This window comes from Microbispora sp. H10830, assembly GCF_014161375.1.
GTDB lineage: Bacteria > Actinomycetota > Actinomycetes > Streptosporangiales > Streptosporangiaceae > Microbispora > Microbispora catharanthi.
Genome location: NZ_JABBWX010000001.1, coordinates 20499 through 42121 on the forward strand (window position 1 = coordinate 20499; position 21623 = coordinate 42121).

The window sequence follows — 21623 nt, forward strand, 5'->3', positions numbered from 1 at the left end:
GTAGAAAGACCATTCCCATAGTTTTCGGGTTAATCCAGGCTGGATCGATTAGACCCGGGGTTTGGCGTAGCGTCTACGTCGAGAGAGGGGGGCAGCTTGCCCGACACCGCCGAGCTCGAGCGCGCGTTGAGCGGGCTCGCCGACCGCATCGCCACCCTACGGGAAGATCCCGATCCGGGTGCGATGCTACGGGAGCTGGACGCCGCCGAGGAACTGGTCCGCAAGGCCCTGAGCGAGCTGGCGCGCGGCCGCAGGCGCAGGGACGGCGGCAGCCAGCGCGAGCAGAAGCTGCTGCGCCAGGTGTTCCGCGCGCTGCCCATCCCCGTGATCATCATGGACACGGGCGGCACGGTGCGCCGTATCAACAACGAGACCACGCGCCTGCTCGGCAGCCCCGCCGGCTACCTCCTCGGCCGCGCCTTCCCCCTGCTCGTCGACGTGACCGCCCGGGCAGCGTTCCGGCAGCGCTTCGCCGCCGTCCTCCACGGCGACGACAGCGCCTCGTTCCAGACCCGGCTGGCCCACCAGGGCCGCGCCCACACCGTACGGCTGGTGCTGAGCCGCCTGCGCATGCCCGGCGAGCCGCAGGAGATGATCGCCGGGGTCGTGCTGCCCACCGAGGTCCAGCTGCCCGAGCCGGCCGTACAGGCGGGCGTGCCCGACGACGCGGCGGTCCTGGCGGCGGCCAGGCGGCACGAGCTGCTGTCGCGGCTGACCGGGCTGCTGCTGGACGAGGAGAGCCTGCGCGAGCCCGTCGCCCTGCTGCGGGCGGCCCGCCTGCTGGCGGCGGAGACGGCCGACTGGGTGATCGCGGACGCCGCCAGGGACGGCGGCCTGGTCCGGTCGATCGTCATCGGGCCGAGCGACCAGCCGGTCGGGCGGCTGCAGCGGACGGTCGAGGAGGCCCCGCCCGCGCTGGCTCCGGTCGTGGAGCAGGTGATGACCACGCAGAGCGGCGTCGTCCACGAGATGCTGACCGACGACTCCCTGCTCGGCGGCGACGTGCTCCAGGCGATGCGCGCGGGCTCGCTGCTCAGCGTGCCGATCCGCGCCGACGACGAGGCGCGCGGCGTGCTCACGCTGGTGCGGCTGCGCGACCGGCCGCCGTTCGGCCTTGCCGACCTGGGCCTGATGGAGGAGATCGGCCTGCACCTCGGCCTGGCGATGCGTGCCCAGCAGGGGTTCCAGCGCCGGGCGCAGGCCGCCGACACCCTGCAGACCGGCGTGCTCCCCCGCACGCTCCCCGAGATCCCCGGCTTCGAGATCGCCGCCGCCTACCACCCCGGCTCCGGCATGCGCGCCATCGGCGGCGAGTTCTACGACGTGTTCCCCGTCAAGAACGGGTGGGGCTTCGTGATCGGCAGCGCGGCGGGACGCGGCGAGGAGGCGGCCGCCGTCATCGCCATGGTCCGCAACGGCCTGCGCGTGCTGAGCGTGTGGGAGGACGACCCGGGGCAGGCCCTGCACAAGGTCAACGACGCGCTCGTCGCGCAGAACACGGGCCTGTTCGTGATGGCCGCCGCGGGCTTCGTACGGGGGCGCAAGGTGCGGCTCGCCTCCGCTGGGCACCATCCCACCGCGCTGATCCAGCCGGGCGGCGGCGTCCGCTTCTCCGAGGGCGGCGGCGTTCCGCTGGGGTTCGAGGAGGGCTCGGTCCCCGCGACGGAGGAGCTCACGCTGTCGGCCGGGGAGACGCTCGTCCTCTACAGCGACGGCCTGGTGGGCTCGCAGAGTCCCGCCGGGGACAACTACGGCGAGCAGCGGCTCACCGAGGCCCTCGCCCGCTGCGCCGGGCAGCCCCCGGGCGCGGTCGTCAAGGCCATCGAGGAGGACCACCGGGCCTTCTGCGGCAGCCACGCGGTCGACGAGATCACCGTCCTCACGCTGCGCCGCTCCCGCTGACGGGATTTGCCGCCGCCTCGGCGACGTGGTGGACTGAGGTGAATGCGATACGTGGGGGCGGTCGCATGACTGAGTTCATCCACGAGGCCGGACTGTACGGCTCCGACGACGAGTTCCTCGGGACGGCCGTGCCGTTCGTCCGCGACGGGCTGGACAAGGGCGAGCCGGTGATGGTCACCACGACCGCGGGGAACCTCGATCTCCTCGGCGCCGCGCTGGGCGACGACGCCCGGCGCGTCGACTACGCCGAGAGCGCGTACTTCGGCCGCCGCACCGCGCAGCGGGCGGCCGCGTTCCTGCGCTACTGGGAGCGCAACGCGGCGCGCGGGCGGGTCCGCGTTCTGGCCGAGCCCGTGTGGGCCGGCCGCTCGGCCCGCGACGTCGTGACCTGGAAGCGGATGGAGTCGGCGCTCAACGTCATCCTCGCCGGCACGGGCGTGTGGATGATCTGCCCGTACGACACCAGGACGGCCGGTCCCGGCGTCGTCGAGGACGCGCTGCGCACCCACCCCTCGATCAGCGTCGGCGGCCGGGAGCGGCGGCCCTCCCCCACGTACGCCGACCCGGCGCGCTTCATCGGGGAGTGCGACCGCGAGCCGCTGCCGGAGGTTCCCCGAGACGCGGCGGTCGCGACGATCGGTCACCTGCGGCGCGTGCGGCGCTTCGCCGGCGAGCAGGCCCGGCTCCACGGGCTGGCGGAGGACAGGGCCACGATGCTGTGCGTGGCCGTGCACGAGGCGGCCCGCTACCTGGGCCTGCCGCTGATCGCCCGGATGTGGGAGACGTTCGGGGCGCTGGTGTGCGACCTGTGGGCCGGCCGGGAGACGGAGTGTGATCCGCTCGCCGGATTCACTCCTCCGGGTCCGGACGAGCGGCCCGGGGACGGCCTGTGGGTGGCCCGCCAGATCTGCGACTACCTGGACATTCGGCAGGAGGAGAGCGGCTGCCGGATCAGGTTGCAGGCGGCAACGGTGCGGCTGCAGGAGTGCGCATGATTTTTCCCGATTAGGCGTTTAGCGCGAATCAGAGTAAGGTAAACATCCTCTACATCGATCGTGCCTAGGACGCAGGCACACCCTTTCAGACGCCTTCCTGTCTTGAGGTGTGCCATGGATATCGCAATCGTCTCCGCGCACGAGCTGACTCCCGACACTCCCGCCATCGCCCGTGAGCTGGGGCGGGGCCACCGGGTGACCGTCTACACCCGCTCGAAGGTCCAGGGGGACGGCGTCGAGCACGTGCCCGCCGGACCCGACGTGGAGCTGTCGGAAAGCGACCTCCTGCCCTACATCTCGGACTTCAGCGACGGCCTGCGGCGCAGGTGGCGGGAGCACCGCCCGGACATCATCCACGCCTACTCGTGGTCCAGCGGCCTGGCCGCCATCGCCGGGTCCGAGGGCCTGGGCGTGCCGGTCACCCAGACCTTCCACAGTCACTACGACGACGCCCGGAGCGCCGCGCCGGTGCGGCGGCTGGAGTGCGCGATCGGCCGCCGGGCCAGGGCGGTGATCGCCGCCTGCGCCGACGAGGAGTCCGAGCTGATCCGGATGGGCGTGCCGCGCCGCAACATCTCGGTCGTCCCGCACGGCGTGGACATCGAGCGCTTCCGCCGTCAGGGCCCGGCCTTCCCGAGGGGCGAGCGGCCCCGCCTCCTCCACGTGGGGCACGTGGGCGCCGACTGGGCCGTGCACGCCCTGCGGGCCGTACCGGACGCCGAGCTGGTGATCGCGGGCGGCGACGACCAGAGCGTCGAGCGGCTGCGCGCCCTCGCCGGGGAGCACGGCGTGGCGGACCGCGTGGAGATGCTCGGCATGGTCCCGCACACCGCGATGCCCAAGCTCATGCGCAGCGCCGACCTGGTGCTGTCGCTGCCGCCGACCGTCCCCACGGGCACGGCCGCGCTGGAGGCCATGGCCTGCGGCATTCCGGTCATCGCCTCGGCCACCGGGGCGCACCTCGACTCGGTGGTGGACGGCGTGACCGGATTCCTGACCCGGCCCGACCGCCCGCTGGAGATCGCCCACCGGATCCGCCGCCTGCTCGGCGACGCCACCCTGCGCACGGCCATCGGCTACGCGGCCGCCGACCGCGCCCGTTCCCGCTATTCGGTCGAGCGAATCAGCATGGAACTGCTCCGCGTTTACGAGAAGACGTGCGCGTAAAGGCAAGCGATATTACCGGATTTAGGCCGTTATCTGAGTGAAATCATGTGATTAACTCGGCTCATGTCACGTCATGGGCCTGGTTTAGCGGTGGCGGCGGCGATGCTCATCGCCGCCGCCACGGCCTGTTCAAGCGGGGACTCCACGAAGGTGTTCAACGCCGGGAGCGAGTCCACCGCACAAGGGTCGGCGTCCTCCCCCGGTTCGCCCGGCGCGCTGCCGGGCAACGCGAACGCGGCGGGGCTGAGCGCGACGCAGACCGCCACCGCGGCCGCCGCACCCGCCGGAGAGGACGCCGGCCGGAACGGCGACGAGGCCGCGGAGAAGATCGGCGACACCACGGTCGCCGAGAAGATCGGCGACGTCCCCGCGGCCCCGTCACCGCGCCCCTCCCCAATTCCGTCACCCGGCCTCTCGTCCGGCCCGCGGGCGACACCCGCGCCCACGACCGGAACCGAGACCGAGCCGCCGATGCGGCTCGCGCGGCCCGTGCGCACCGCCGACCGGCCGGTCGTGGTGGACGCCATCGAACCGGAAGACGTGCCCCGGGCGGACCGCGCGCCCGCGCGGGAGTCCTCCCCGCCGTCGCGTACGCCGTCCGCTACACCGCCCCGCTCGTCCGGCGCCTCCGCGGGCGGCTGGGGCGACCCGGCCCTGGCCGAGGACTTCGGCGGGCAGGCGCTGCGTCTCGCCGGGGGCGGCGGCGACGTGGACCTGTCCGGAACCTCGGTCCAGCTGTACGGCCGCTGGGAGGTCCGCCTGCGGGCCGAGGGGGGCGCGCTTCCCGTCGCGCTGCTGCGGTCCGCCCAGTCGGGCGCCGCCCAGAACGGAGACTCGCGGCGCGACGGCTCCCGATACGACGAATCGCGATACGACGACTCGTGGCGCGACGATTCGGAATACGCCGGGCCGCAGGACGACGTCTCGCAGTCCGGCGAGACGGACGGCGCGGGGACGGAGGACACGGCGATCGGCGTGGCGGGGATCGCGGGCGGGCGGCGCGTGGAACTGTCCGTCCGGCAGGGCCGGGAACTGGCCCAGGCCGCGATGGCGGCCGACTTCACCCAGTGGCACACGGTCACCGTCGACTGGCTGCCCGGCCGGGTGACCTTCTGGTTCGACGGCAGGCAGGTGTGGAACTACACCGGCCCGTACGTCCCCCGATCCCAGATGGGCCTGGTGTTGCGCAACGACGCCTCCGGCGGCACGGTGTACGTCGACTGGGTGCGGGTCTACCGGGCTCCGGAGCGGTAGCCTTACCGGATGATCTCGGATGCGTGACGGAGACGCGGGGCGGGTGTGAGCGAACGGCACGGCACGGCCGGGCAACCCCCGGCCGATCCCTCGGCGGAACCCACAGCGGAACCCCCGGCGGATTCCAGGGCCGAACCCGCGGCAGAGGCGGTCCGGGCGGGCGACGAGGCCGTGTTCGGCGAGCTCGCCACGCGTCACCGGCACGAGCTGCGGGTGCACTGCTACCGGATGCTCGGGTCGTTCACCGACGCCGAGGATCTGGTGCAGGAGACGCTGCTGCGGGCCTGGCGGGCGCGGGAGAGCTTCGAGGGACGCTCGACGTTCCGGGCGTGGCTGTACCGGATCGCCACGAACGCCTGCCTGGACGCGCTGTCGGGCCCGGCCCGCGCCCGCGAGACGGTGGCGGCGGACGTCTCGGAGAGCCCGGGGCGACCGGCCGCGGCCGACGTCCCCTGGCTCCAGCCCTATCCGGACGAGCTGCTTGATCTGGCGGCGCCGGACGAGGGTGCGCCGGACGCGGTGGCGATCGCCCGGGAGACCGTCGAGCTGGCGTTCCTGGCGGCGATCCAGCACCTCCCGCCGCGTCAGCGGGCCGTGCTGATCCTTCGCGACGTCGTCGGCCGGCCGGTGGCCGAGACCGCCGAGGCGCTGGAGATGAGCGTCGCCTCGGTCAAGAGCGCGTTGCAGCGCGCCCGCGCGACGCTGCGCGGGCGGCTGCCCAGGCGTCGGGCGGACTGGTCCGCGGCCACCCGGCCCAGCCGCGACGAGCTCGATCTGCTGGAGCGCTACGTCACCGCCTCCAGGAACGCCGATCTGGCGGCGCTGGCGGCGCTGCTGCGCGAGGACGTCCTGCAGGCCATGCCGCCCGCCGCCCTGGTGTACGACGGGCGGGCGGCCGTGCTCGACATGTGGCGCCCGGTCCTGGAGGGCGAGGAGCGGTGGGGCGAGTGGCACTGCGTCCCGCTCGCGGTGAACCGGCAGCCCGCGGTGGCGAACTACGTGCGGCGGCCCGGTGAGACCTCCTACACCGCGGTCAACATCGACGTGTTGTGCGCCGAGGACGGCCTCATCACGGAGATCACCACTTTCGGCCCCGAGCTGCTGCCCCTGTTCGGCCTGCCGCTCTCCGTCCGCCCTTCCATCGTCGAACAGGCCGTTACCGGATCGTGATGCGGGATGACCGCGCGGACCGATTCCCTTTCCCGGCCCGCGCCGTCGTACGAGCGGTATCGCAGAACGCCACCAACGGAGAAGGGGAACACCATGCCGGACATCATCGAGACGACGCAGCCGGACGAGCAGGTCAGGGCGCTGGACCGGCTGGTCGGCTCATGGCGCGTGAGCGGCGGCGCGGAGGGCACGGTCACCTACCGGTGGATGGAGGGGGGATTCTTCCTCATCCAGGACATCCGGATGGAGCAGGACGGCCAGCCGATCGTCGGCCTCGAGGTCATCGGCCGTGAGAGGTCCTACGGGGCCGACAAGCCGAGTGAGGACATCAAGTCGCGCTACTACGGCAGCGGGGGCGACACCCTCGACTACGTCTACGAACTCGACGGCGACACGCTCACCATCTGGTTCGGCGAGAAGGGGTCTCCGGCGTACTTCCGGGGCACCTTCACCGCCGACGGCGACGCCATGACCGGCCGCTGGAACTACCCCGGCGGCGGAGGCTACGAGTCGAACATGACCAGGATCGGGTAGCCCCTTCACGGGTGGGGCGGGAGCAGGGCCGCCGCCTTCAGCGACAGGTGGAGCAGCAGGCGGTCCTCCCCGTCGGCGAGGTCGAGCCCCGTGAGGTGCCCGGCCTTGCCCAGGCGGTAGTACAGCGTCTGCCTGTGCACGCCCAGCGCCGCCGCCGTCTCCTGGACCTGCCCGGCGTGGTCGAGGTAGGCCTCCACGCTCGCCGCGATCCTGGGCGTGAGGGCGACCGACTCGGCGGCGAGGTCGGCCAGGTCGCGCGGGGACAGCCGGGCCAGCAGCCGGTAGACGCCGAGCGCGCTCCAGTCGGCGACCGGGGCGTGCCGCTCGACGTGCTCGGCCACCCGCAGCGCCAGCAGCGCCTCCCGCCAGCTCTGCCACGCCTCCCCCGGGTCGTCGCGCGGGCCCCCGACTCCGGCGGCCATGCCGTACAGGCCGTGCAGGAGGCGCGCGACGTGCGCGGCCTGCGCGGCGGGCGCCAGCACCGCGAGCAGCCGCGCGTCCACGGCCGTGTCGGCCACGTCCGGGTCGGCGAGCACGCCGCGCGGCAGCGTGCGCGGCGGTCCGGGGACCTCCGCGGGCGTCCGCACGGCCACCGCCGTCACCGGTCCCTCGACGTCCACCCCGGCGGTGGCGCGAACCGCGGGGTCGGCCGAGAAGAACTGGCGCAACGGGGCGTGCCGCCCGCGGGCCTGCGTGGCCAGCAGCGCGGCCGCCCGGCCGACCAGCGGCGCGACGGCGGCCAGTCGCTCGTCGGTGAGCGCCCCGGATTCGAGCGCCCACAGGTAGCCGTAGGTCACCCCGCCGTGCCGCAGCGGCACGCACACGCGGCCGAGCAGGCCGGGCAGCCCGGGGATGCGCACCGGGCCCGTCGCGGTGGCGATGCCGTACGCCTCGAAGTGGGCCCGCACCTCGTCGGACGCGTGCCTGCGCAGGATCGACTCCTGCCGCACGCGGTCGATGTCCCCGCTCTGCGCGCCGTACGCCAGCAGGTTGAACGAGCGGTCCTCCAGCGTCACGGAGGCGTCGAGCAGCCGGGAGATCTCATCGACGATGTCTTGCATGCTGACATTCTTGTGCATTTGTCGAAAAATGCTGTGGCGGATGTCCGTGGAACTTCCGTGACGTGCGGATTTAGCCTGAGGCCATGCTCGGTTCCCTGCTTCTCGCGGGCTCACGCAGCCCGCTCGCCCGCCGGGCCGTGTCGGGGCTCCCGCTCACGCGCAAGGTCGTCGACCGCTTCGTGGCCGGGGAGTCCACCACGGACGCCGTCGCCGCGACGCGCCGCCTGACCGGTTCGGGGCTGTCCGTCACGATCGACCATCTGGGCGAGGAGGTCCGGGACCCCGGAACCGCCGTCGCCGCCGCCAAGGCGTACGTCTCGCTGCTTGAGGAGCTGCGGCCGCTCGGCCTCGGCGACCGGGCCGAGGTGTCGGTCAAGCTGTCGGCCGTCGGCCAGGCCCTCGACCCGGGCATGGCCCTGGAGAACGCGCGGCAGATCTGCGCGGCGGCGCGGGAGTGCGGTTCCACCGTCACCCTGGACATGGAGGACCACACCACCGTCGACGCGACGCTCGGCGTGCTGCGCGTGCTCCGGGAGGACTTCCCGGAGACGGGCGTGGCGATCCAGTCCTACCTGTTCCGCAGCGAGGCCGACTGCCGCGACCTCGCGGGGTCGCGGGTGCGGCTGGTCAAGGGCGCCTACGCCGAGCCCGCCTCGGTGGCCTGGCAGAGCAAGGCCGAGGTCGACCGCGCGTACGTGCGGTGCCTGCGGGCGCTCATGTCGGGCACGGGCTATCCCATGGTGGCCACGCACGACGACCGGCTGATCGCGATCGCCGAGTCGCTCGCGGTGAGCGCCGGGCGCGGCCCGGACGACTACGAGTTCCAGATGCTCTACGGCATCCGGGCCGACAGGCAGGCGGCGCTGGCCGCGGCCGGGTCGCGGGTGCGGGTCTACGTCCCCTACGGCGACGACTGGTACGGCTACTTCATGCGCCGCCTCGCCGAGCGCCCGGCCAACGTCGCCTTCTTCCTTCGCGCTCTGAGGGGTAAATGATGGATGCGATCACCGACGTCCCGGTGCCGGCGAACGAGCCGGTGCACGCGTACGGACCGGGCAGCGCCGAGCGCGCGGCCCTGGAGACCCGGATCAAGGAGCTGTCGGGGGCGTCCCTCGACCTGACGATGACGATCGGCGGCGAGCGGCGCATGGCCGGCGGCGCCCCGATCGACGTCGTGCAGCCGCACAACCACGCCGCCGTGCTCGGCCGTACGGCCGACGCCACCGCGGCCGACGTGCGGGCGGCGGTGGACGCGGCGCTGGAGGCCGCGCCGCTCTGGCGGGCCCTGCCGTTCGAGGAGCGCGCCGCGGTGTTCCTCAGGGCGGCCGAGCTGCTCAGCGGCCCGTGGCGGGCCACGCTCAACGCGGCCACCATCCTCGGCCAGTCGAAGTCGGCGCAGCAGGCCGAGATCGACGCCGCGTGCGAGCTGATCGACTTCTTCCGGTTCAACGTCGCCTACGCCCGGCGGCTCCTCGCCGAGCAGCCGCAGTCGGCGCCGGGCGTGTGGAACCGCATGGAGTATCGGCCGCTGGAGGGCTTCGTCCTGGCGATCACGCCGTTCAACTTCACCTCCATCGCGGCCAACCTGCCGGCGGCGGCGGCGCTGATGGGCAACGTCGTGGTGTGGAAGCCGTCGCCGACGCAGCAGTTCTCGGCGCACTTCACCATGCGGCTGCTGGAGGCGGCCGGGCTGCCGCCCGGCGTGATCAACATGGTCACCGGCAACGGCGCCGCCGTCTCCGAGGTCGCCCTGCCCCACCCCGAGCTGGCCGGGATCCACTTCACCGGCTCGACGGCCACGTTCCAGCACCTGTGGCGCACCGTCGGAGAGAACATCACGGGCTACCGCGGCTACCCGCGGCTCGTCGGCGAGACCGGCGGCAAGGACTTCGTCCTGGCCCACCCGTCCGCGGAGACCGGTGTGCTGGCGACCGCGCTGCTGCGGGGCGCGTTCGAATACCAGGGCCAGAAGTGCTCGGCGGCCTCCCGGGCGTACGTGCCGCGCTCGCTGTGGACCCGGATGCGCGACGACTTCGTCTCGGCGGCCGAGTCGCTCACCGTGGGCGACGTGTCGGGCGACCTGTCGACGTTCATGGGCGCGGTGATCGACGCTCGGGCCTTCGCCAAGCACAGGGAGGCGATCGACCGGGCGCGGTCGGCAGACTCGATCGAGGTGCTCACCGGCTCCTACGACGACTCGGCCGGCTACTTCGTCCGGCCGACCGTGCTGGAGTGCGCCGATCCCACGGACGAGATCTTCTCGAAGGAGTACTTCGGCCCGATCCTCGCCCTCCACGTCTACGACGACACCGCGTACGACGCCGTGCTGGACCAGATGGAGAGCGTCGCGCCGTACGCGCTGACCGGGTCGGTCATCGCCCGGGACCGGTACGCGATCGACGACGCCACCGAGCGGCTGCGCTTCGCCGCGGGCAACTTCTACGTCAACGACAAGCCCACCGGGGCGGTCGTCGGGCAGCAGCCGTTCGGCGGGGCCCGCGCCTCGGGCACCAACGACAAGGCCGGCTCGATCTTCAACCTGATCCGCTGGGTCAACGCCCGCACGATCAAGGAGACCTTCGTGCCCCCGGTCGTGAGCGGGCCGTACAAGGGCGACGTGCCGCAGGGCGGCTGGCAGCAGCCCGATCTCGGCGACCTCGGCTACTGACGGACCGCGATGCCCTCGGAACCCGACGCGGGGTTCCGAGGGCGTCCTCGTTCATCCTGCTCACCTGAGCTCCACGACCATTGGCCGATTTGCTGGCCGGAATTTCGGCTACACGTCTACCATAGACGCATGGAGATAATCCCGATCAGCGAGGCCAAGGACCGGCTGACCGAGTTGGCCGATCGGGCTGCCCGTGAGCACGATCACTTCACTCTCACGCGAAACGGCCGCCCTCACGCGATGATCGTGTCGGTGGCGGAGTGGGAATCCCTGCAGGAGACTCTCGAAATCCTCGCCGACCCTGAGATGCGCGCCGATCTCGTCGAGGCCGCCGCCGCCGAGGCAAGGGGCGATGTGACGACAGAGGAAGAGATGGCCGCCATCATGGTCGCTCGCCTCGGCAAGGCGAGTGCGTGAGTGACCGATACAGCGTCCTCCTCGCTCCGCCGGCGCGCCGCGCCCTCAGCGGCGGTCTCCCGGAGGAGGTGGCCGCCGCCGCGCGGGAGCTCATCACCGGTGCGGTAGCCCGTGAACCGTGGCGGGTGGGCAAGCCTCTCCAGGAACCGTACGAGGGGCTGTACGTCGCCCGGCGCGGAACCTACCGGGTGGTCTACCGCATCGATGAGGACAAGCGCGCCGTGACGATTCAGACGATCAAGCACCGCCGGGACGCCTACCGGTTCTGAGCGCCTTTCAGTCCACTGCGACGGGTGGCCACCCGCGGCAAGACCCCGACATCGGGGTCACCGAGAGGGCGGCCACCGAGCCAGGGGATGAGCGCCTCGGCACTCTGCCGGCAGCAGCCCGATCTCGGCGACCTCGGCTACTGACGGACCGCGATGCCCTCGGAACCCGGTGCGGGGTTCCGAGGGCATCCGCGCGTCGCGGCGCGGGACCAGCGTGCGGACAGTCCCCAGACGGCGAGGGCCGCCAGGCTGAAGGCCGCGCCGAGCAGGCAGACGGCGCCCCAGCCCGCGACGCTGTACACAGTGGTGGAGGCCAGCGCCCCGGCGGCGCTTCCAGCCGAGTAGAACATCATGTAGCCGCCGATGACCCGGCTGCCCGCATCGGGGCGGTGGGCGTAGATCATGCTCTGGCTGGTGACGTGGACGGCCTGCACCGCCAGGTCGAGCAGGACCGCGCCGAGCGCGAGAGCCCACAGGGACCGCTGGGTGAGGGCCAGGGGGATCCAGGAGACCGCGAGCAGGAGCAGGGCTCCCCCGGTGGTCCGCTCGCCGAGGCCGCGGTCGTGCAGCCGCCCGGCCGGTGCGGCGGCCGCGGCGCCGGCGGCGCCGGCGAGACCGAAGGCGCCGATGGCGGTGTGGGTCAGGGACAGCGGCGGAGCGCTGAGCGGCAGGGCCACGCAGCTCCACAGCGTGCTGAAGGACGCGAAGACGAGCAGGGCGAGCACGCCCCGGGTGCGCAGGAGGGGTTCCGCGGCGAACAGCGCGACGGTGGAACCCAGCAGCCGGCGGTAGGGCATGCGGGGCGGCGCCGTGGGCCGGCGTGGCAGGACGCGCCGCAGGGCGAGGGTGAGGAGCAGCATCGCCGCGGCCGAGGCGAGGTAGACGGCGCGCCAGCCGGCCAGGTCTGCCAGCAGCCCGGAAACGGTGCGGGCGAGCAGGATCCCGAGCACGATGCCGCTCGTGACCTGGCCCACCACGCGACCTCGGCGGGCCTGCGTGCTCAGCGCGGCGGCGTAGGCGACCAGGGACTGCGTGACGACGGCCAGGAAGCCGACCGCGGCGGCGGAGGCGAACAGCACGGGCGCGTGCGCGGCGGCGCCCAGGGCCGCGAGCGCCGCGGCCAGCAGCAGCGACTGCGTGGTCACCAGTTTCCTCCGGTCGAGCACGTCGCCGAGAGGCACCAGCAGGAACAGGCCCAGTCCGTAGCCGAGCTGGGTCGCCGTGACCATGGCGCCGGCCGCCGCCTGCCCGATCCCGAAGTCCTGGGCGAGGGTGGCCAGCAGCGGCTGCGCGAAGTAGACGTTCGCCACGGCCGTACCGGCGGCCAGGGCGAACAGCACGGTGGTTCCGCGTGGTGCGGGACCCGCGTTCCCGATGTGCGTCTCGCGCCCGTCCGTGGTCTCGCACGTGGCCATTACCCCTCCTGGTTTCAAGTTGCTACCAGGCGCGAGACTACGGGCAGCTGGTAGCATGTTGCAACCAATGGGGTGTGAGAAAGAGGAACGACCGTGGTGAGACGGACCCGATTGGACGACAGCGACTGCCCCGTGGCGCGCTCGGTGGACGCCATCGGCGACTGGTGGTCACTGCTGATCGTGCGCGACGCCTTCGACGGACATCGCCGCTTCGGCGAGTTCCAGCGCAGTCTCGGCGTCGCGAAGAACATCCTCGCCGCACGGCTGCGTGCCCTCGTCGCCGGCGGCGTCTTCGAGGTCGTGCCGGCCTCCGACGGAAGCGCCTACCAGGAGTACGTCCTGACCCCCAAGGGCCGGGGGCTCTTCCCGGTGATCGTCGCCCTCAGGCAGTGGGGTGAGGGCCACTTCTTCGCCGAGGACGAGCCGCATTCCGAACTGGTGGACCGGCTGTCCGCCCGGCCGCTGGCCCCTCTGCGGATCCTGGCCGCCGACGGGCGTCCCATCGCCCCTGAGGACACCGTCGTCGTCAAGGTTCCCCACCGTCACTGACGCTCGGCGCCTCCTGGCACCGCTCGTTTCGGCAAGGCCGGGAACCTCGGCGACCTCGGCTGCCGACGGATCGCGATGCCCTCGGAACCCGATGCGGGGGTTCCGAGGGCATCACGTCGTTGCCTGTCCTGGCTCGCTCCGGCGTGCACCGAGGCGGGTGATGCGTACAGGCGGTCGCGTCGGGCGGACAGCGTGCGGGCCGGTAGCGGTACGTGTCAGCCGAGGGCGGCGGTGTCGATGACGAACCGGTAGCGGACGTCGGAGGCCAGGACACGCTGGTAGGCCTCGTTGATCTGGTCCGCCGAGATCAGCTCGACGTCGGCGCCGATGCGGTGCTCAGCGCAGAAGTTCAGCATCTCCTGCGTCTCGGCGATGCCGCCGATCATCGACCCGGCGTAGGAGCGTCGAGCACCGATGAGGGAGAACACGTTGAGGCTCAACGGTTCGGCGGGGGCGCCGACGTTGACCAGGGTGCCGTCGACGGCGAGCAGGCCGAGGTAGGCGTCGAGGTCGATGCGGGCGCTGACCGTGTTCACGATCAGGTCGAACCGGCCGGCGAGCTGCTCGAACGTGTCGGGGTCGCCGGTGGCGTGGTAGTGGTCGGCCCCGAGCCGAAGGCCGTCCTCCTGCTTCTTCAAGGACTGCGAGAGCACGGTGACCTCGGCGCCCATGGCGTGGGCGATCTTGACGGCCATGTGCCCGAGCCCGCCGAGGCCGACGACGGCGACCTTCTTGCCCGGACCGGCCCCCCAGCGGCGCAGCGGCGAGTAGGTGGTGATGCCGGCGCACAGCAGCGGCGCCGCGGCCGCCGGGTCGATGCCCTCGGGCACCGACAGGACGAAGCCGGCGTCGACGACGACGTGCGTGCTGTAGCCGCCCTGGGTGATGGTGCCGTCCCGGTCCACGCCACCATAGGTGGGCACCATCCCGTCCAGGCAGTACTGCTCGTCGCCGTTGCGGCAGTTGGCGCACTCACCACAGGAGTTGACCATGCAGCCCACTCCGACCCGGTCACCCACCCGGTGCCGGGTGACGGCGGCGCCGACCTCGGTGACGATGCCGACGATCTCGTGGCCGGGGACCAACGGATAGGGCTGGGGCCCCCAGTCGCCGTTGACGGTGTGGATGTCGGAGTGGCAGATGCCGGCGTACTCGACCTCGATGAGCACGTCGTTGAGACCGACGTCACGCCGTTCGATGATCGTGGGGGCAAGCGGCTCGGCGGCGGCCGGCGCGGCGTAGGCATGAACACGCATGGTGATTGCTCCTCAGGTAAGGGCCCGCCCCCCGAATGCTCACTGGGCTGGTGCTCACTGGGCTGTGCTCACTGGGCCGGTGCTCACTGGGCTGGGCGGCGTGGCCACCACCCATCCAAAGCGCCGGCCGGAGGGGGAGGAAGGCACCGGTGAAAGGTGTACTGGCAGGGCATCCCTGCAATGGGGAAGGCTACCTAGCCTGGAGACGTGGACAGCCGCACCGAGATCCGTGAGTTCCTGACCTCCCGCCGGGCCAGGATAAGCCCGCAGCAGGCCGGGCTGCCCTCCTACGGCACCCGCCGGGTCCCCGGCCTGCGCCGCGCCGAGGTCGCCCAGCTGGCCGGGATCAGCGTGGAGTACTACTCCCGCCTGGAACGCGGCGACCTGTCCGGAGTCTCCGGCAGCGTCCTGGACGCACTGGCCCGCGCCCTACGGCTCGACGACGAGGAACGCACCCACCTGGAGGATCTCGCCCGTGCCGCCGCACCCGCCCGGCGTCGCCGGCGCCGCCCCACCCCGCAGCAGGTGCGGCCCACCGTGCAACGGCTGCTGGACGCCATGACCGACGCCCCCGCGTTCGTGATGAACGGCCGCGGCGACGTCCTGGCGACCAACGCACTCGGCCGCGCCCTGTACGCCCCCATGATCGGCGCAGCCTGCGGCGCCACCCCCAACCACTCGCGGTTCATCTTCCTCGACCCCCGCTCCCACCAGTTCTGGGGCGACTGGGAACGCGCCGCCAACGACACCGTCGCCCTCCTGCACGCCCAAGCCGGCCGCGACCCCTACGACCAGGACCTCGCCGACCTCATCGGCGAGCTGTCCACCCGCAGCGACGACTTCCGCGCCCGCTGGGCCCGCCACGACGTCCGCCAGCACCACATCGGCACCAAGCCCTTCCACCACCCCGTCGTCGGCGACCTCCACCTCACCTACGAATCCCTCGACCTGACCGCCGACAACCTGACCCTGGTCGCCTACGGCAGCGAACCCGGCAGCGAGTCCGAAGACAAACTCCGCCTCCTCGCCAGTTGGGCCGGCACACTCGACGCCGCCCCCGAGCACGACGACCGCGGCCGGTCCCGGCCCGCCCCTCCCGCCTCGCGGTCGCGGCCTCTGGATGCCTTCTGACTTCGTCTCAGTCCTCGGCGGGGACGGCCATCTCGCCGAGGAGGGACCAGTCGTCCTGCGGGACCGTGACGTTGACGATTCTCGGGGTCTCGGCGAGGTGGGGCGGCAGCGTCCGCCGGGCCGTCCGGAAATGCTCCGACCCGACGTGCGCCGCACCGGCCTCGTCGTCCCGGAACGCCTCGACGAGGACATACTCGGCCGGGTCGTCGAGGCCGCGCGACCAGTCGAACCACAGGCAGCCCGGCTCGGCGCGGGTCGCCTCGGTGAACTCACGGGTGATCTCCGGCCACTGGTCGGCGTACTGCGGCAGCACCCGGAACTTGGCGGTGATGAAAATCATCTGGTGTCTCCTCAGGTGATCGCGGGCAGGACGACGTCCTCCAGGACCGCCCTCGGCGCCGTGTCCTGGCCCGCCCCGTTGTAGTCGCCGGCGGTGACGGCCACGACGAGGCCGAGATCGGGCAGCAGGAAAAGCCGCTGGCCGCCGTTGCCCATGGCCGACGCCCGGCCGTCCGGGCCCGCGTACCACATGTACCCGTAGGAGACGCCCTCCCAGGCGGGCACACGCGGGCGCAGCATCTCCCCGATCCAGCCGGGGGCGACCTCCCGCTCCAGCACCGCCTGCCCGATCCGGGCGAGGCCGCGCGGCGTCAGACGCAGGCCGGAGGCGGCCAGAGCGCTCCCGTCGGAGCCGGCCGACCATTCGAAGTCCCCGGCGCCGAGCGGCTCGAACAGCGCGGTGCGGGCGAACTCCTGAAGGCGCAGGCCCGTGCCCTTCTCCACGATCGCGCCGACGAGGGCCGCGGCACCGCCGCTGTAGCGCCACCGCTCGCCCGGCTCCTCCACGAACGGGCACTCCAGCACGTAGCGGCAGCGGTCCGGCGCCAGCTCCATCGCGATCTCGCTGTTCGCCGGGCTGGTGTAGGGCGCGCTCTCGTCCCACTCCAGGCCCATCGTCATCGTCAGCGCGTGGCCGATCGTCAGCCCGGCCCGGCGGGGATCGGCCGCCAGGTCGGCGTACTCGGGGAAGACCGACAGGATCGTCTCGCCGGGGTCCGGCGCCTGGCCGGACTCCAGCGCCAGGCCGTACAGCAGCGCCACCAGGCTCTTCGTGACCGAGCGCAGGTCGTGGAGCGTGTCCGGCCCGAAGTCCACGTGGCCGAGCGGAGTGTTCATCACGTAGTCCTCGCCGCCGCCGTACCACTCGAGGACGACGCGGCCGTGCCGGGCCACCACGACGCCGTGCAGGGCCGGAGCGCCGCCCCGCCGTACGAGGGCGTCCAGCCGGTGGGACAGGTCCGGTGCGAACCCGGCCTTCTCCGGGGAGATCAGCCGCATGCGTTTCCTCCGCTTTCTCGGGGATTCCTCCTCGTCCCGAGGCTCGCATAATTTTCTGGTGCTAAACAACCGACATAGGGGGTACCCAGCCTCGAAAGACGCCCCGAGCGAGCCGAGGTCGACATGCGGAGGATCCTGGCGGCTCTATGCGTCGCGGCCGCGGCCGTCACCGCCGCCTGCGGCGACATCAAGCAGGACTACTACACCCAGACGATGCCCCAGAACGAGGGGGCGAACGTGAACCTGCCCGGTCTGCTGCTCCGCAACGCCTTCATCATCGGCTCGCAGCAGCCCGCCCCGCCGGGGACCGACATGCCGATGTACATGATGCTGCTCAACGAGAGCGGACGCACCGACCGCCTGGTGTCGGTGGACACCGGGGGCGTGTTCCGGGAGGCCCGCCTGCCCGCCGGCGGCCTGGAGGTCCCCGGCGGGAAGTACGTCGGCGGGACGGCCCTCCCCCAGGTGCTGCTCGCCGGCCTCACCCGCCCGCTGGGCAGCGGTGGCACGATCCCCGTGACGTTCCGGTTCCAGAACGCGGGGGCGGCCCGGGTCTACGTCCCGGTCCTGCCGCCCGGAGCGTGGAGGAGCACCTACTCCCCCTGGCCGGGCGCGTCGCCGAGCCCGTCGCTGGCTCTTTCGCCCAGTTCCTCGCCGGCCGTCTCGCCGAGCCCGTCACCCGCCGGGAGCTGACCCGTCCCGGATCTCGGGGTTCGCGTCGATGATCTCCTCGGCGACCGCGCGCAGGCGGGGCAGGTACGCGGTCACCTCGCTCGCCCTGTGCCGCAGGTCGTCCGGCGACCCGGCGCCCAGGTCGGCCGCCAGGTCCGCGAACCCGGCGAGGTGGCCCGTCTCCCCGGGCGCGTCCGCGGCGAGGATCTTCAGGCACCGGGCGTACGTCGCGGCGATCCAGAAGACGGCCTCGCGGTGCAGTCCCCGCGCGACGAGGTCGGCGCTGCCGTCCACCGCCACCGGCCGGGCCGCCGCGGTGACGTCGGCGGAGAAGGGGAACGGCGTGCGGGCCGCGGCCGCCGCCGCGTCGAAGGCCCTCGTCATCGCGGCGAGGTGGGCGCTGACCCGCTCGCGGGTCAGGTGGGCGCAGCCGAGCAGGCCGAGCAGCTCCTCGTAGACGTCCGTCCGGCCGTACACCCGCAGGAGTTCGCGGACGGCCGGGTAGCGCAGCCGTACGGTGGGGTTGCGCAGCCCGGCGGCGAGGAGCACATGGGTCGTGATGCCGGCCGGGAACAGCCAGGCGGTGACCTGGTCGTGGAACGGTTTGCGGGGATCGAGCGCCGCGAGCCCGCCGGTGATGCGGCGTTCGGCGTCCTCGCACCGCAGACGGACCCAGCGCCGTTCGGCGAAGCCCGCCGCGACGGCGGCCTGGAGCCGGGCCAGCCGCCCGGTGGGGTCGGCGATCACGGTGTCGGTGCGGAAGGCGCCGGCCAGGTGGCAGGAGGCCAGCACGTCGTGCGCCGAGGCGAGCCCTTCCCAGGACACGTACGTGACCTCGACGAGCACGCCCTCCCAGGGGACCTTGCCGAGCTTGGGCGGCGGGACGGGATCGGTGACCACGACCGCCACGTCGACGTCCGACGTTGGCGGTAGCACCGCGTCGGGATCGGCCCAGGCCGCCGACCCGGTCAGATAGGCCCCGGCGAAGTTCGCGGCGGAGGCGGCCTCGCGGCCGACCCATCGGGCCGCCGCGGCCCGCGCGTCCCCGACCCGTGTCCCTCGCATGATCCACAGTGAACCACAGGGACGAAGGTGGCGTATGGCTCAGCCGGCCTGGTGCGTCGGTGAGAGCGCCGCCGGCTCCTGTTCAGACGCCGCGCCGGCCGCAGGGATGGGGAGCGTGACCTCCACCGTGGTGCCCGCCCCCGGCTCGCCGGTGACGAGGCAGGTCCCGCCCAGCTCCGCCGTGCGCTCGCGCATGGAGGTCAGGCCGACGCCCGAGCGGCGCTCCGGCGGCAGGCCCACGCCGTCGTCGGCGATCAGCAGGCGCAGCGCCTCGGGCTCGCGGCGCAGCTCGACCCGGACACGGGTGGCCCGCGCGTGGCGCCGGACGTTGGTCAGCGCCTCCTGCACGATCCGGTAGACGGCCACCTCGACGGCGGCGGGCAGGTCGGCCAGGTCGCCCTCGGCGCTCACCGCCGTGGCGGGGCCTTCTGCATCATCCGGCCCGGCCAGCGCTTCTACGGCGGCGGCCAGGCCGAGATCGTCCAGGACGGGCGGGCGCAGGCCGTACACGAGCTGCCGGAGGTCGCCCGTCACCGCGTCCATGCCGGAGCGCAAGTCGCGCAGCAGCCCTTCCGCCGCCTTGGGGGAGGTCTTCAGGCTGAGGCGGGCCATGGTGACGGTCATGGCCAGCTCGCCGAGCGTCTGGCCGAGGCCGTCGTGCAGGTCGCGGCGCAGCCGCCGCCGCTCCTCCTCCCGGGCGGCCAGGATGCGCTCCCGGGAACGCTGCAGGTCGGCCGCCATCCGCACCGCGTGTGCCACGTCGGCCGCGTACGGGACCAGCGTGTCCAGCACCCGTTCGTCGTGCGCGGCGAGGAAGCGTCGCGGGGCGGGCGGGCCGACCAGCAGCCGCCCCACCCGCTCGCCGTGCCAGATCAACGGCACCTCACGCGGGGAGTCGCCGACCTGCCCGCTGACCGTGGTCACCGCCTGGTGCCCCGGCTCGCCGCCGGTCACCTCCACCGCGATCCCCTGCACCGCCAGGCCCTCGCGCAGTACGCCGATCACCGGCGCGAGCGCCTGCGCCGGATCACCCCGGCGCACCTCCTGGACCAGCCGCTCGGCGAGCACGCGCGGGTCGCCCACCGGGCCGTAGAGCAGGCGGTCGACGGCACGTTGCAGCACCCGGCGCAGCGGCTGGAAGAACGCGCCTGTGAGGAGGGCGGACGCGAGCCCGGCGACCTGGTCGTACCCGGAAACCATCAGGCTCGACAGCGCGGCCACGCCGAAGTAGACCCCGCCGACCACGGCCAGCAGCCCCGCAGTGACGAAGGTCCGGCTGATGACGGTGTCGATGCCGTACAACCGGTATCGCATCACCGAGAACACCATCAGGACGGGGATGAGCGCCGCCCAGACGATCGACAGCCAGGTCAGCTCCGGCGCGGCTATGCCCACGAGCATGAACACGATGTACCCGGCGAACGCGAACAGCGGCCAGCCGATCTGCCGCCTGCCCACCGGGTCGGCCCGGCGCAGGCGCAGCAGCAGCGAAAGCGCCGCCAGCGGCAGCGTGACCAGGATCCCCGTCCAGGCCAGCGCCCCCGCCGCCGGGATGTACGGCGTCAGGGCGGGGATCTGCAGCGGGTTGGGGATGACGGCGGGGAACGGGTAGCCCTCGGCCGGTGGGTCCGGCCGCACCGACGGCGCCGCCGAGCCCGCCCGCGCACATCAGCCATGCCGGCCCGAACCGGGGCCGGTGCGCGACGAGGAACGCGCCGACCACCGGGAAGGTCACCCCCGCCGCCGACAGCGGCGTGTTCATCACCGGCAGCCGCCACTCCGCCGGAATCCCCGCGGAGATCAGCATCGCCGCGGCCACGAGCACCGGAGACACCACGGCCATGACGACAGCGGCCGCCCGGGCTGCCCACGCCATCCCGCCCCCGCTTTCCGGCTCCCCGTTCCCGCCTGACCCCAGGGTGCCCCCGAAACGGCACGAGAACGGCGATTTCCCCGCCATCGTGGCAGGGCCGTTACAACCGGGCGACGGACGGCCGGGCGGCCACCGGGCCGCCCGGCCGGGAACGGGGGCGATCAGCTGTTGAGCAGGTCGCGGATGCCGGACATCGCCTGGATGTTGCTCAGGATCGACAGGTGGTCGACGCAGGCGAGGGTGTGGTTGTCCGCCCCGGACAGCCGGGTGCTGGTGTAGGGGATGATGATGCCGTCACAGGGCGACACCCAGGTGCCGTACTTCGCCGACCCCGGCGTCTCGTCGCCGCTCAGTGAGACGATGTACGCCGAGCCGGGCAGCATCTCGATGCACGAGATGTTGATGGTGCAGGCACTGGCGTAGGTCGTGCCGTGGTTGGCGCCGGCCAGCGAGGCGACGTGGTCGACGTTGGCCGCTCCACCGAGCTTCTGCAGGTAATACCGCGTCACCAGGCCGCCCATCGAGTGGTTGACGATGTCGACCTTGGACGCGCCCGTGCTGGCCTTGATCTGGTTGACGAAAGCGGCCAGGCCCTGGGCGCTGATCACGTTCGACCCGGCCCAGTTGTAGTTGTAGCCGTACAGCCGGCCGGCGGACCAGCCGTTGGCCACCAGGTACGCCTGCAGGGTGGCGAAGTTGGTGCTGTTTCCCGTGTAGCCGTGGACGAAGACGACGGGGTTGTGCGTGGCCGCCTGCGCTGGGGCGGCGGGGGCGAAGAAGCCGAGGAGGGCCAGGATGCCGATGAGGGGGCCGACGATCCTACGCATGAGATCTCCTTGCCGTGGGGGATGACAGGAGTCTCGCGATCAGGACCGGTCACGGCATCG

Annotated in this window: 22 protein-coding genes; 14 read left to right on the forward strand and 8 right to left on the reverse strand. The window is 72.6% G+C overall.

Annotated features, from left to right (window positions below; translation table 11 throughout):
- Nucleotides 1-96: 96 nt before the first annotated feature.
- The 6 genes from HHX35_RS00115 (at nucleotide 97) to HHX35_RS00140 (ending at nucleotide 7022) form a co-directional block, all read left to right on the forward strand.
- Nucleotides 97-1902 (forward strand): SpoIIE family protein phosphatase, encoded by a 1806-nt coding sequence (locus tag HHX35_RS00115; protein ID WP_259404666.1) that lies wholly within the window; start codon nucleotides 97-99, stop codon nucleotides 1900-1902.
- A 65-nt stretch (nucleotides 1903-1967) separates the two neighbouring features.
- Nucleotides 1968-2897, forward strand: a complete 930-nt coding sequence (locus tag HHX35_RS00120) for a sensor histidine kinase (RefSeq protein WP_182897026.1) — start codon at nucleotides 1968-1970, stop codon at nucleotides 2895-2897.
- A 114-nt stretch (nucleotides 2898-3011) separates the two neighbouring features.
- Nucleotides 3012-4064 (forward strand): glycosyltransferase, encoded by a 1053-nt coding sequence (locus HHX35_RS00125; RefSeq protein WP_182897027.1) that lies wholly within the window; start codon nucleotides 3012-3014, stop codon nucleotides 4062-4064.
- Between the two features lie 90 nt (nucleotides 4065-4154).
- Nucleotides 4155-5318 carry a glycoside hydrolase family 16 protein gene (locus HHX35_RS00130; protein ID WP_182897028.1) on the forward strand — a complete coding sequence of 388 codons (1164 nt, stop codon included), beginning with the start codon at nucleotides 4155-4157 and terminating at the stop codon, nucleotides 5316-5318.
- Nucleotides 5319-5363: 45 nt separating this feature from the next.
- Nucleotides 5364-6488 carry an RNA polymerase subunit sigma-70 gene (locus HHX35_RS00135; protein WP_182897029.1) on the forward strand — a complete coding sequence of 375 codons (1125 nt, stop codon included), beginning with the start codon at nucleotides 5364-5366 and terminating at the stop codon, nucleotides 6486-6488.
- 93 nt (nucleotides 6489-6581) lie between these two features.
- Entirely contained in the window at nucleotides 6582-7022 is a 441-nt protein-coding gene (locus HHX35_RS00140; RefSeq protein WP_182897030.1) for a hypothetical protein, read from the forward strand.
- Between the two features lie 5 nt (nucleotides 7023-7027).
- On the opposite strand, the gene HHX35_RS00145 is transcribed toward HHX35_RS00140, so the two are convergent.
- Entirely contained in the window at nucleotides 7028-8083 is a 1056-nt protein-coding gene (locus tag HHX35_RS00145) for a CdaR family transcriptional regulator (RefSeq protein WP_259404667.1), read from the reverse strand.
- A gap of 83 nt (nucleotides 8084-8166) precedes the next feature.
- On the opposite strand from HHX35_RS00145, the gene HHX35_RS00150 reads away from it, so the two are divergent.
- The 4 genes from HHX35_RS00150 (at nucleotide 8167) to HHX35_RS44435 (ending at nucleotide 11437) form a co-directional block, all read left to right on the forward strand.
- Entirely contained in the window at nucleotides 8167-9078 is a 912-nt protein-coding gene (locus HHX35_RS00150; protein ID WP_182897032.1) for a proline dehydrogenase family protein, read from the forward strand.
- On the forward strand, nucleotides 9078-10751 hold the full coding sequence (gene pruA / locus HHX35_RS00155) for an L-glutamate gamma-semialdehyde dehydrogenase (protein ID WP_182897715.1): 1674 nt from the start codon (nucleotides 9078-9080) through the stop codon (nucleotides 10749-10751). Before HHX35_RS00150 ends, pruA begins: the two co-directional genes overlap by 1 nt.
- 129 nt (nucleotides 10752-10880) lie before the next feature.
- Nucleotides 10881-11168, forward strand: a complete 288-nt coding sequence (locus tag HHX35_RS00160) for a type II toxin-antitoxin system Phd/YefM family antitoxin (RefSeq protein ID WP_182897033.1) — start codon at nucleotides 10881-10883, stop codon at nucleotides 11166-11168.
- Complete coding sequence (locus HHX35_RS44435) at nucleotides 11165-11437, forward strand: type II toxin-antitoxin system RelE/ParE family toxin (protein ID WP_182897034.1); 273 nt, start codon at nucleotides 11165-11167, stop codon at nucleotides 11435-11437. The genes HHX35_RS00160 and HHX35_RS44435 overlap by 4 nt, the downstream gene beginning before the upstream one ends.
- Before the next feature lie 137 nt (nucleotides 11438-11574).
- Here HHX35_RS44435 and HHX35_RS00170 read toward each other — a convergent pair whose 3' ends face one another.
- Nucleotides 11575-12852, reverse strand: coding sequence for an MFS transporter (locus HHX35_RS00170; RefSeq protein ID WP_182897035.1), 1278 nt, complete (start codon nucleotides 12850-12852; stop codon nucleotides 11575-11577).
- A gap of 93 nt (nucleotides 12853-12945) precedes the next feature.
- Here HHX35_RS00170 and HHX35_RS00175 point away from each other — a divergent pair, with 93 nt between their 5' ends.
- Nucleotides 12946-13401 (forward strand): helix-turn-helix domain-containing protein, encoded by a 456-nt coding sequence (locus tag HHX35_RS00175; RefSeq protein WP_182897036.1) that lies wholly within the window; start codon nucleotides 12946-12948, stop codon nucleotides 13399-13401.
- A 215-nt stretch (nucleotides 13402-13616) separates the two neighbouring features.
- On the opposite strand, the gene HHX35_RS00180 is transcribed toward HHX35_RS00175, so the two are convergent.
- Nucleotides 13617-14657 (reverse strand): NAD(P)-dependent alcohol dehydrogenase, encoded by a 1041-nt coding sequence (locus HHX35_RS00180; protein WP_182897037.1) that lies wholly within the window; start codon nucleotides 14655-14657, stop codon nucleotides 13617-13619.
- Between the two features lie 207 nt (nucleotides 14658-14864).
- Here HHX35_RS00180 and HHX35_RS00185 point away from each other — a divergent pair, with 207 nt between their 5' ends.
- Nucleotides 14865-15788, forward strand: coding sequence for a helix-turn-helix domain-containing protein (locus HHX35_RS00185; protein WP_182897038.1), 924 nt, complete (start codon nucleotides 14865-14867; stop codon nucleotides 15786-15788).
- Nucleotides 15789-15795: 7 nt separating this feature from the next.
- Here HHX35_RS00185 and HHX35_RS00190 read toward each other — a convergent pair whose 3' ends face one another.
- Together HHX35_RS00190 and HHX35_RS00195 are read right to left on the reverse strand one after the other, a co-directional pair.
- Nucleotides 15796-16128: a putative quinol monooxygenase gene (locus HHX35_RS00190; RefSeq protein WP_182897039.1), complete on the reverse strand. Its 333-nt coding sequence runs from the start codon at nucleotides 16126-16128 to the stop codon at nucleotides 15796-15798.
- Nucleotides 16129-16139: 11 nt separating this feature from the next.
- Nucleotides 16140-17126, reverse strand: a complete 987-nt coding sequence (locus HHX35_RS00195; RefSeq protein ID WP_182897040.1) for a serine hydrolase — start codon at nucleotides 17124-17126, stop codon at nucleotides 16140-16142.
- Between the two features lie 123 nt (nucleotides 17127-17249).
- Here HHX35_RS00195 and HHX35_RS00200 point away from each other — a divergent pair, with 123 nt between their 5' ends.
- Nucleotides 17250-17819 carry a hypothetical protein gene (locus HHX35_RS00200; protein ID WP_182897041.1) on the forward strand — a complete coding sequence of 190 codons (570 nt, stop codon included), beginning with the start codon at nucleotides 17250-17252 and terminating at the stop codon, nucleotides 17817-17819.
- Here the strand turns inward: HHX35_RS00200 and HHX35_RS00205 are convergent.
- Together HHX35_RS00205 and HHX35_RS00210 are read right to left on the reverse strand one after the other, a co-directional pair.
- Nucleotides 17802-18863, reverse strand: a complete 1062-nt coding sequence (locus HHX35_RS00205) for a hypothetical protein (RefSeq protein WP_182897042.1) — start codon at nucleotides 18861-18863, stop codon at nucleotides 17802-17804. The genes HHX35_RS00200 and HHX35_RS00205 overlap by 18 nt on opposite strands.
- 39 nt (nucleotides 18864-18902) lie before the next feature.
- Entirely contained in the window at nucleotides 18903-20501 is a 1599-nt protein-coding gene (locus HHX35_RS00210; protein ID WP_310738817.1) for a sensor histidine kinase, read from the reverse strand.
- Here HHX35_RS00210 and HHX35_RS43005 point away from each other — a divergent pair.
- Complete coding sequence (locus tag HHX35_RS43005; protein WP_259404668.1) at nucleotides 20486-20908, forward strand: hypothetical protein; 423 nt, start codon at nucleotides 20486-20488, stop codon at nucleotides 20906-20908. The genes HHX35_RS00210 and HHX35_RS43005 overlap by 16 nt on opposite strands.
- Here HHX35_RS43005 and HHX35_RS00215 read toward each other — a convergent pair.
- Entirely contained in the window at nucleotides 20898-21563 is a 666-nt protein-coding gene (locus tag HHX35_RS00215; protein WP_139574242.1) for a triacylglycerol lipase, read from the reverse strand. The two genes, HHX35_RS43005 and HHX35_RS00215, sit on opposite strands and share 11 nt — an antisense overlap.
- Nucleotides 21564-21623 lie beyond the last annotated feature (60 nt).

Excerpts from the sequence above, each read along its gene's own strand:
- pruA (WP_182897715.1), top strand. The coding sequence starts at position 9,078 with ATGGATGCGATCACCGACGTCCCGGTGCCGGCGAACGAGCCGGTGCAC.
- HHX35_RS00180 (WP_182897037.1), bottom strand. The coding sequence starts at position 14,657 with ATGCGTGTTCATGCCTACGCCGCGCCGGCCGCCGCCGAGCCGCTTGCC.
- HHX35_RS00205 (WP_182897042.1), bottom strand. The coding sequence starts at position 18,863 with ATGCGAGGGACACGGGTCGGGGACGCGCGGGCCGCGGCGGCCCGATGG.
- HHX35_RS00145 (WP_259404667.1), bottom strand. The coding sequence starts at position 8,083 with ATGCAAGACATCGTCGATGAGATCTCCCGGCTGCTCGACGCCTCCGTG.
- HHX35_RS00140 (WP_182897030.1), top strand. The coding sequence starts at position 6,582 with ATGCCGGACATCATCGAGACGACGCAGCCGGACGAGCAGGTCAGGGCG.
- HHX35_RS00200 (WP_182897041.1), top strand. The coding sequence starts at position 17,250 with ATGCGGAGGATCCTGGCGGCTCTATGCGTCGCGGCCGCGGCCGTCACC.
- HHX35_RS00170 (WP_182897035.1), bottom strand. The coding sequence starts at position 12,852 with ATGGCCACGTGCGAGACCACGGACGGGCGCGAGACGCACATCGGGAAC.
- HHX35_RS00190 (WP_182897039.1), bottom strand. The coding sequence starts at position 16,128 with ATGATTTTCATCACCGCCAAGTTCCGGGTGCTGCCGCAGTACGCCGAC.
- HHX35_RS00215 (WP_139574242.1), bottom strand. The coding sequence starts at position 21,563 with ATGCGTAGGATCGTCGGCCCCCTCATCGGCATCCTGGCCCTCCTCGGC.
- HHX35_RS00160 (WP_182897033.1), top strand. The coding sequence starts at position 10,881 with ATGGAGATAATCCCGATCAGCGAGGCCAAGGACCGGCTGACCGAGTTG.
- HHX35_RS00120 (WP_182897026.1), top strand. The coding sequence starts at position 1,968 with ATGACTGAGTTCATCCACGAGGCCGGACTGTACGGCTCCGACGACGAG.
- HHX35_RS00195 (WP_182897040.1), bottom strand. The coding sequence starts at position 17,126 with ATGCGGCTGATCTCCCCGGAGAAGGCCGGGTTCGCACCGGACCTGTCC.
- HHX35_RS00125 (WP_182897027.1), top strand. The coding sequence starts at position 3,012 with ATGGATATCGCAATCGTCTCCGCGCACGAGCTGACTCCCGACACTCCC.
- HHX35_RS00150 (WP_182897032.1), top strand. The coding sequence starts at position 8,167 with ATGCTCGGTTCCCTGCTTCTCGCGGGCTCACGCAGCCCGCTCGCCCGC.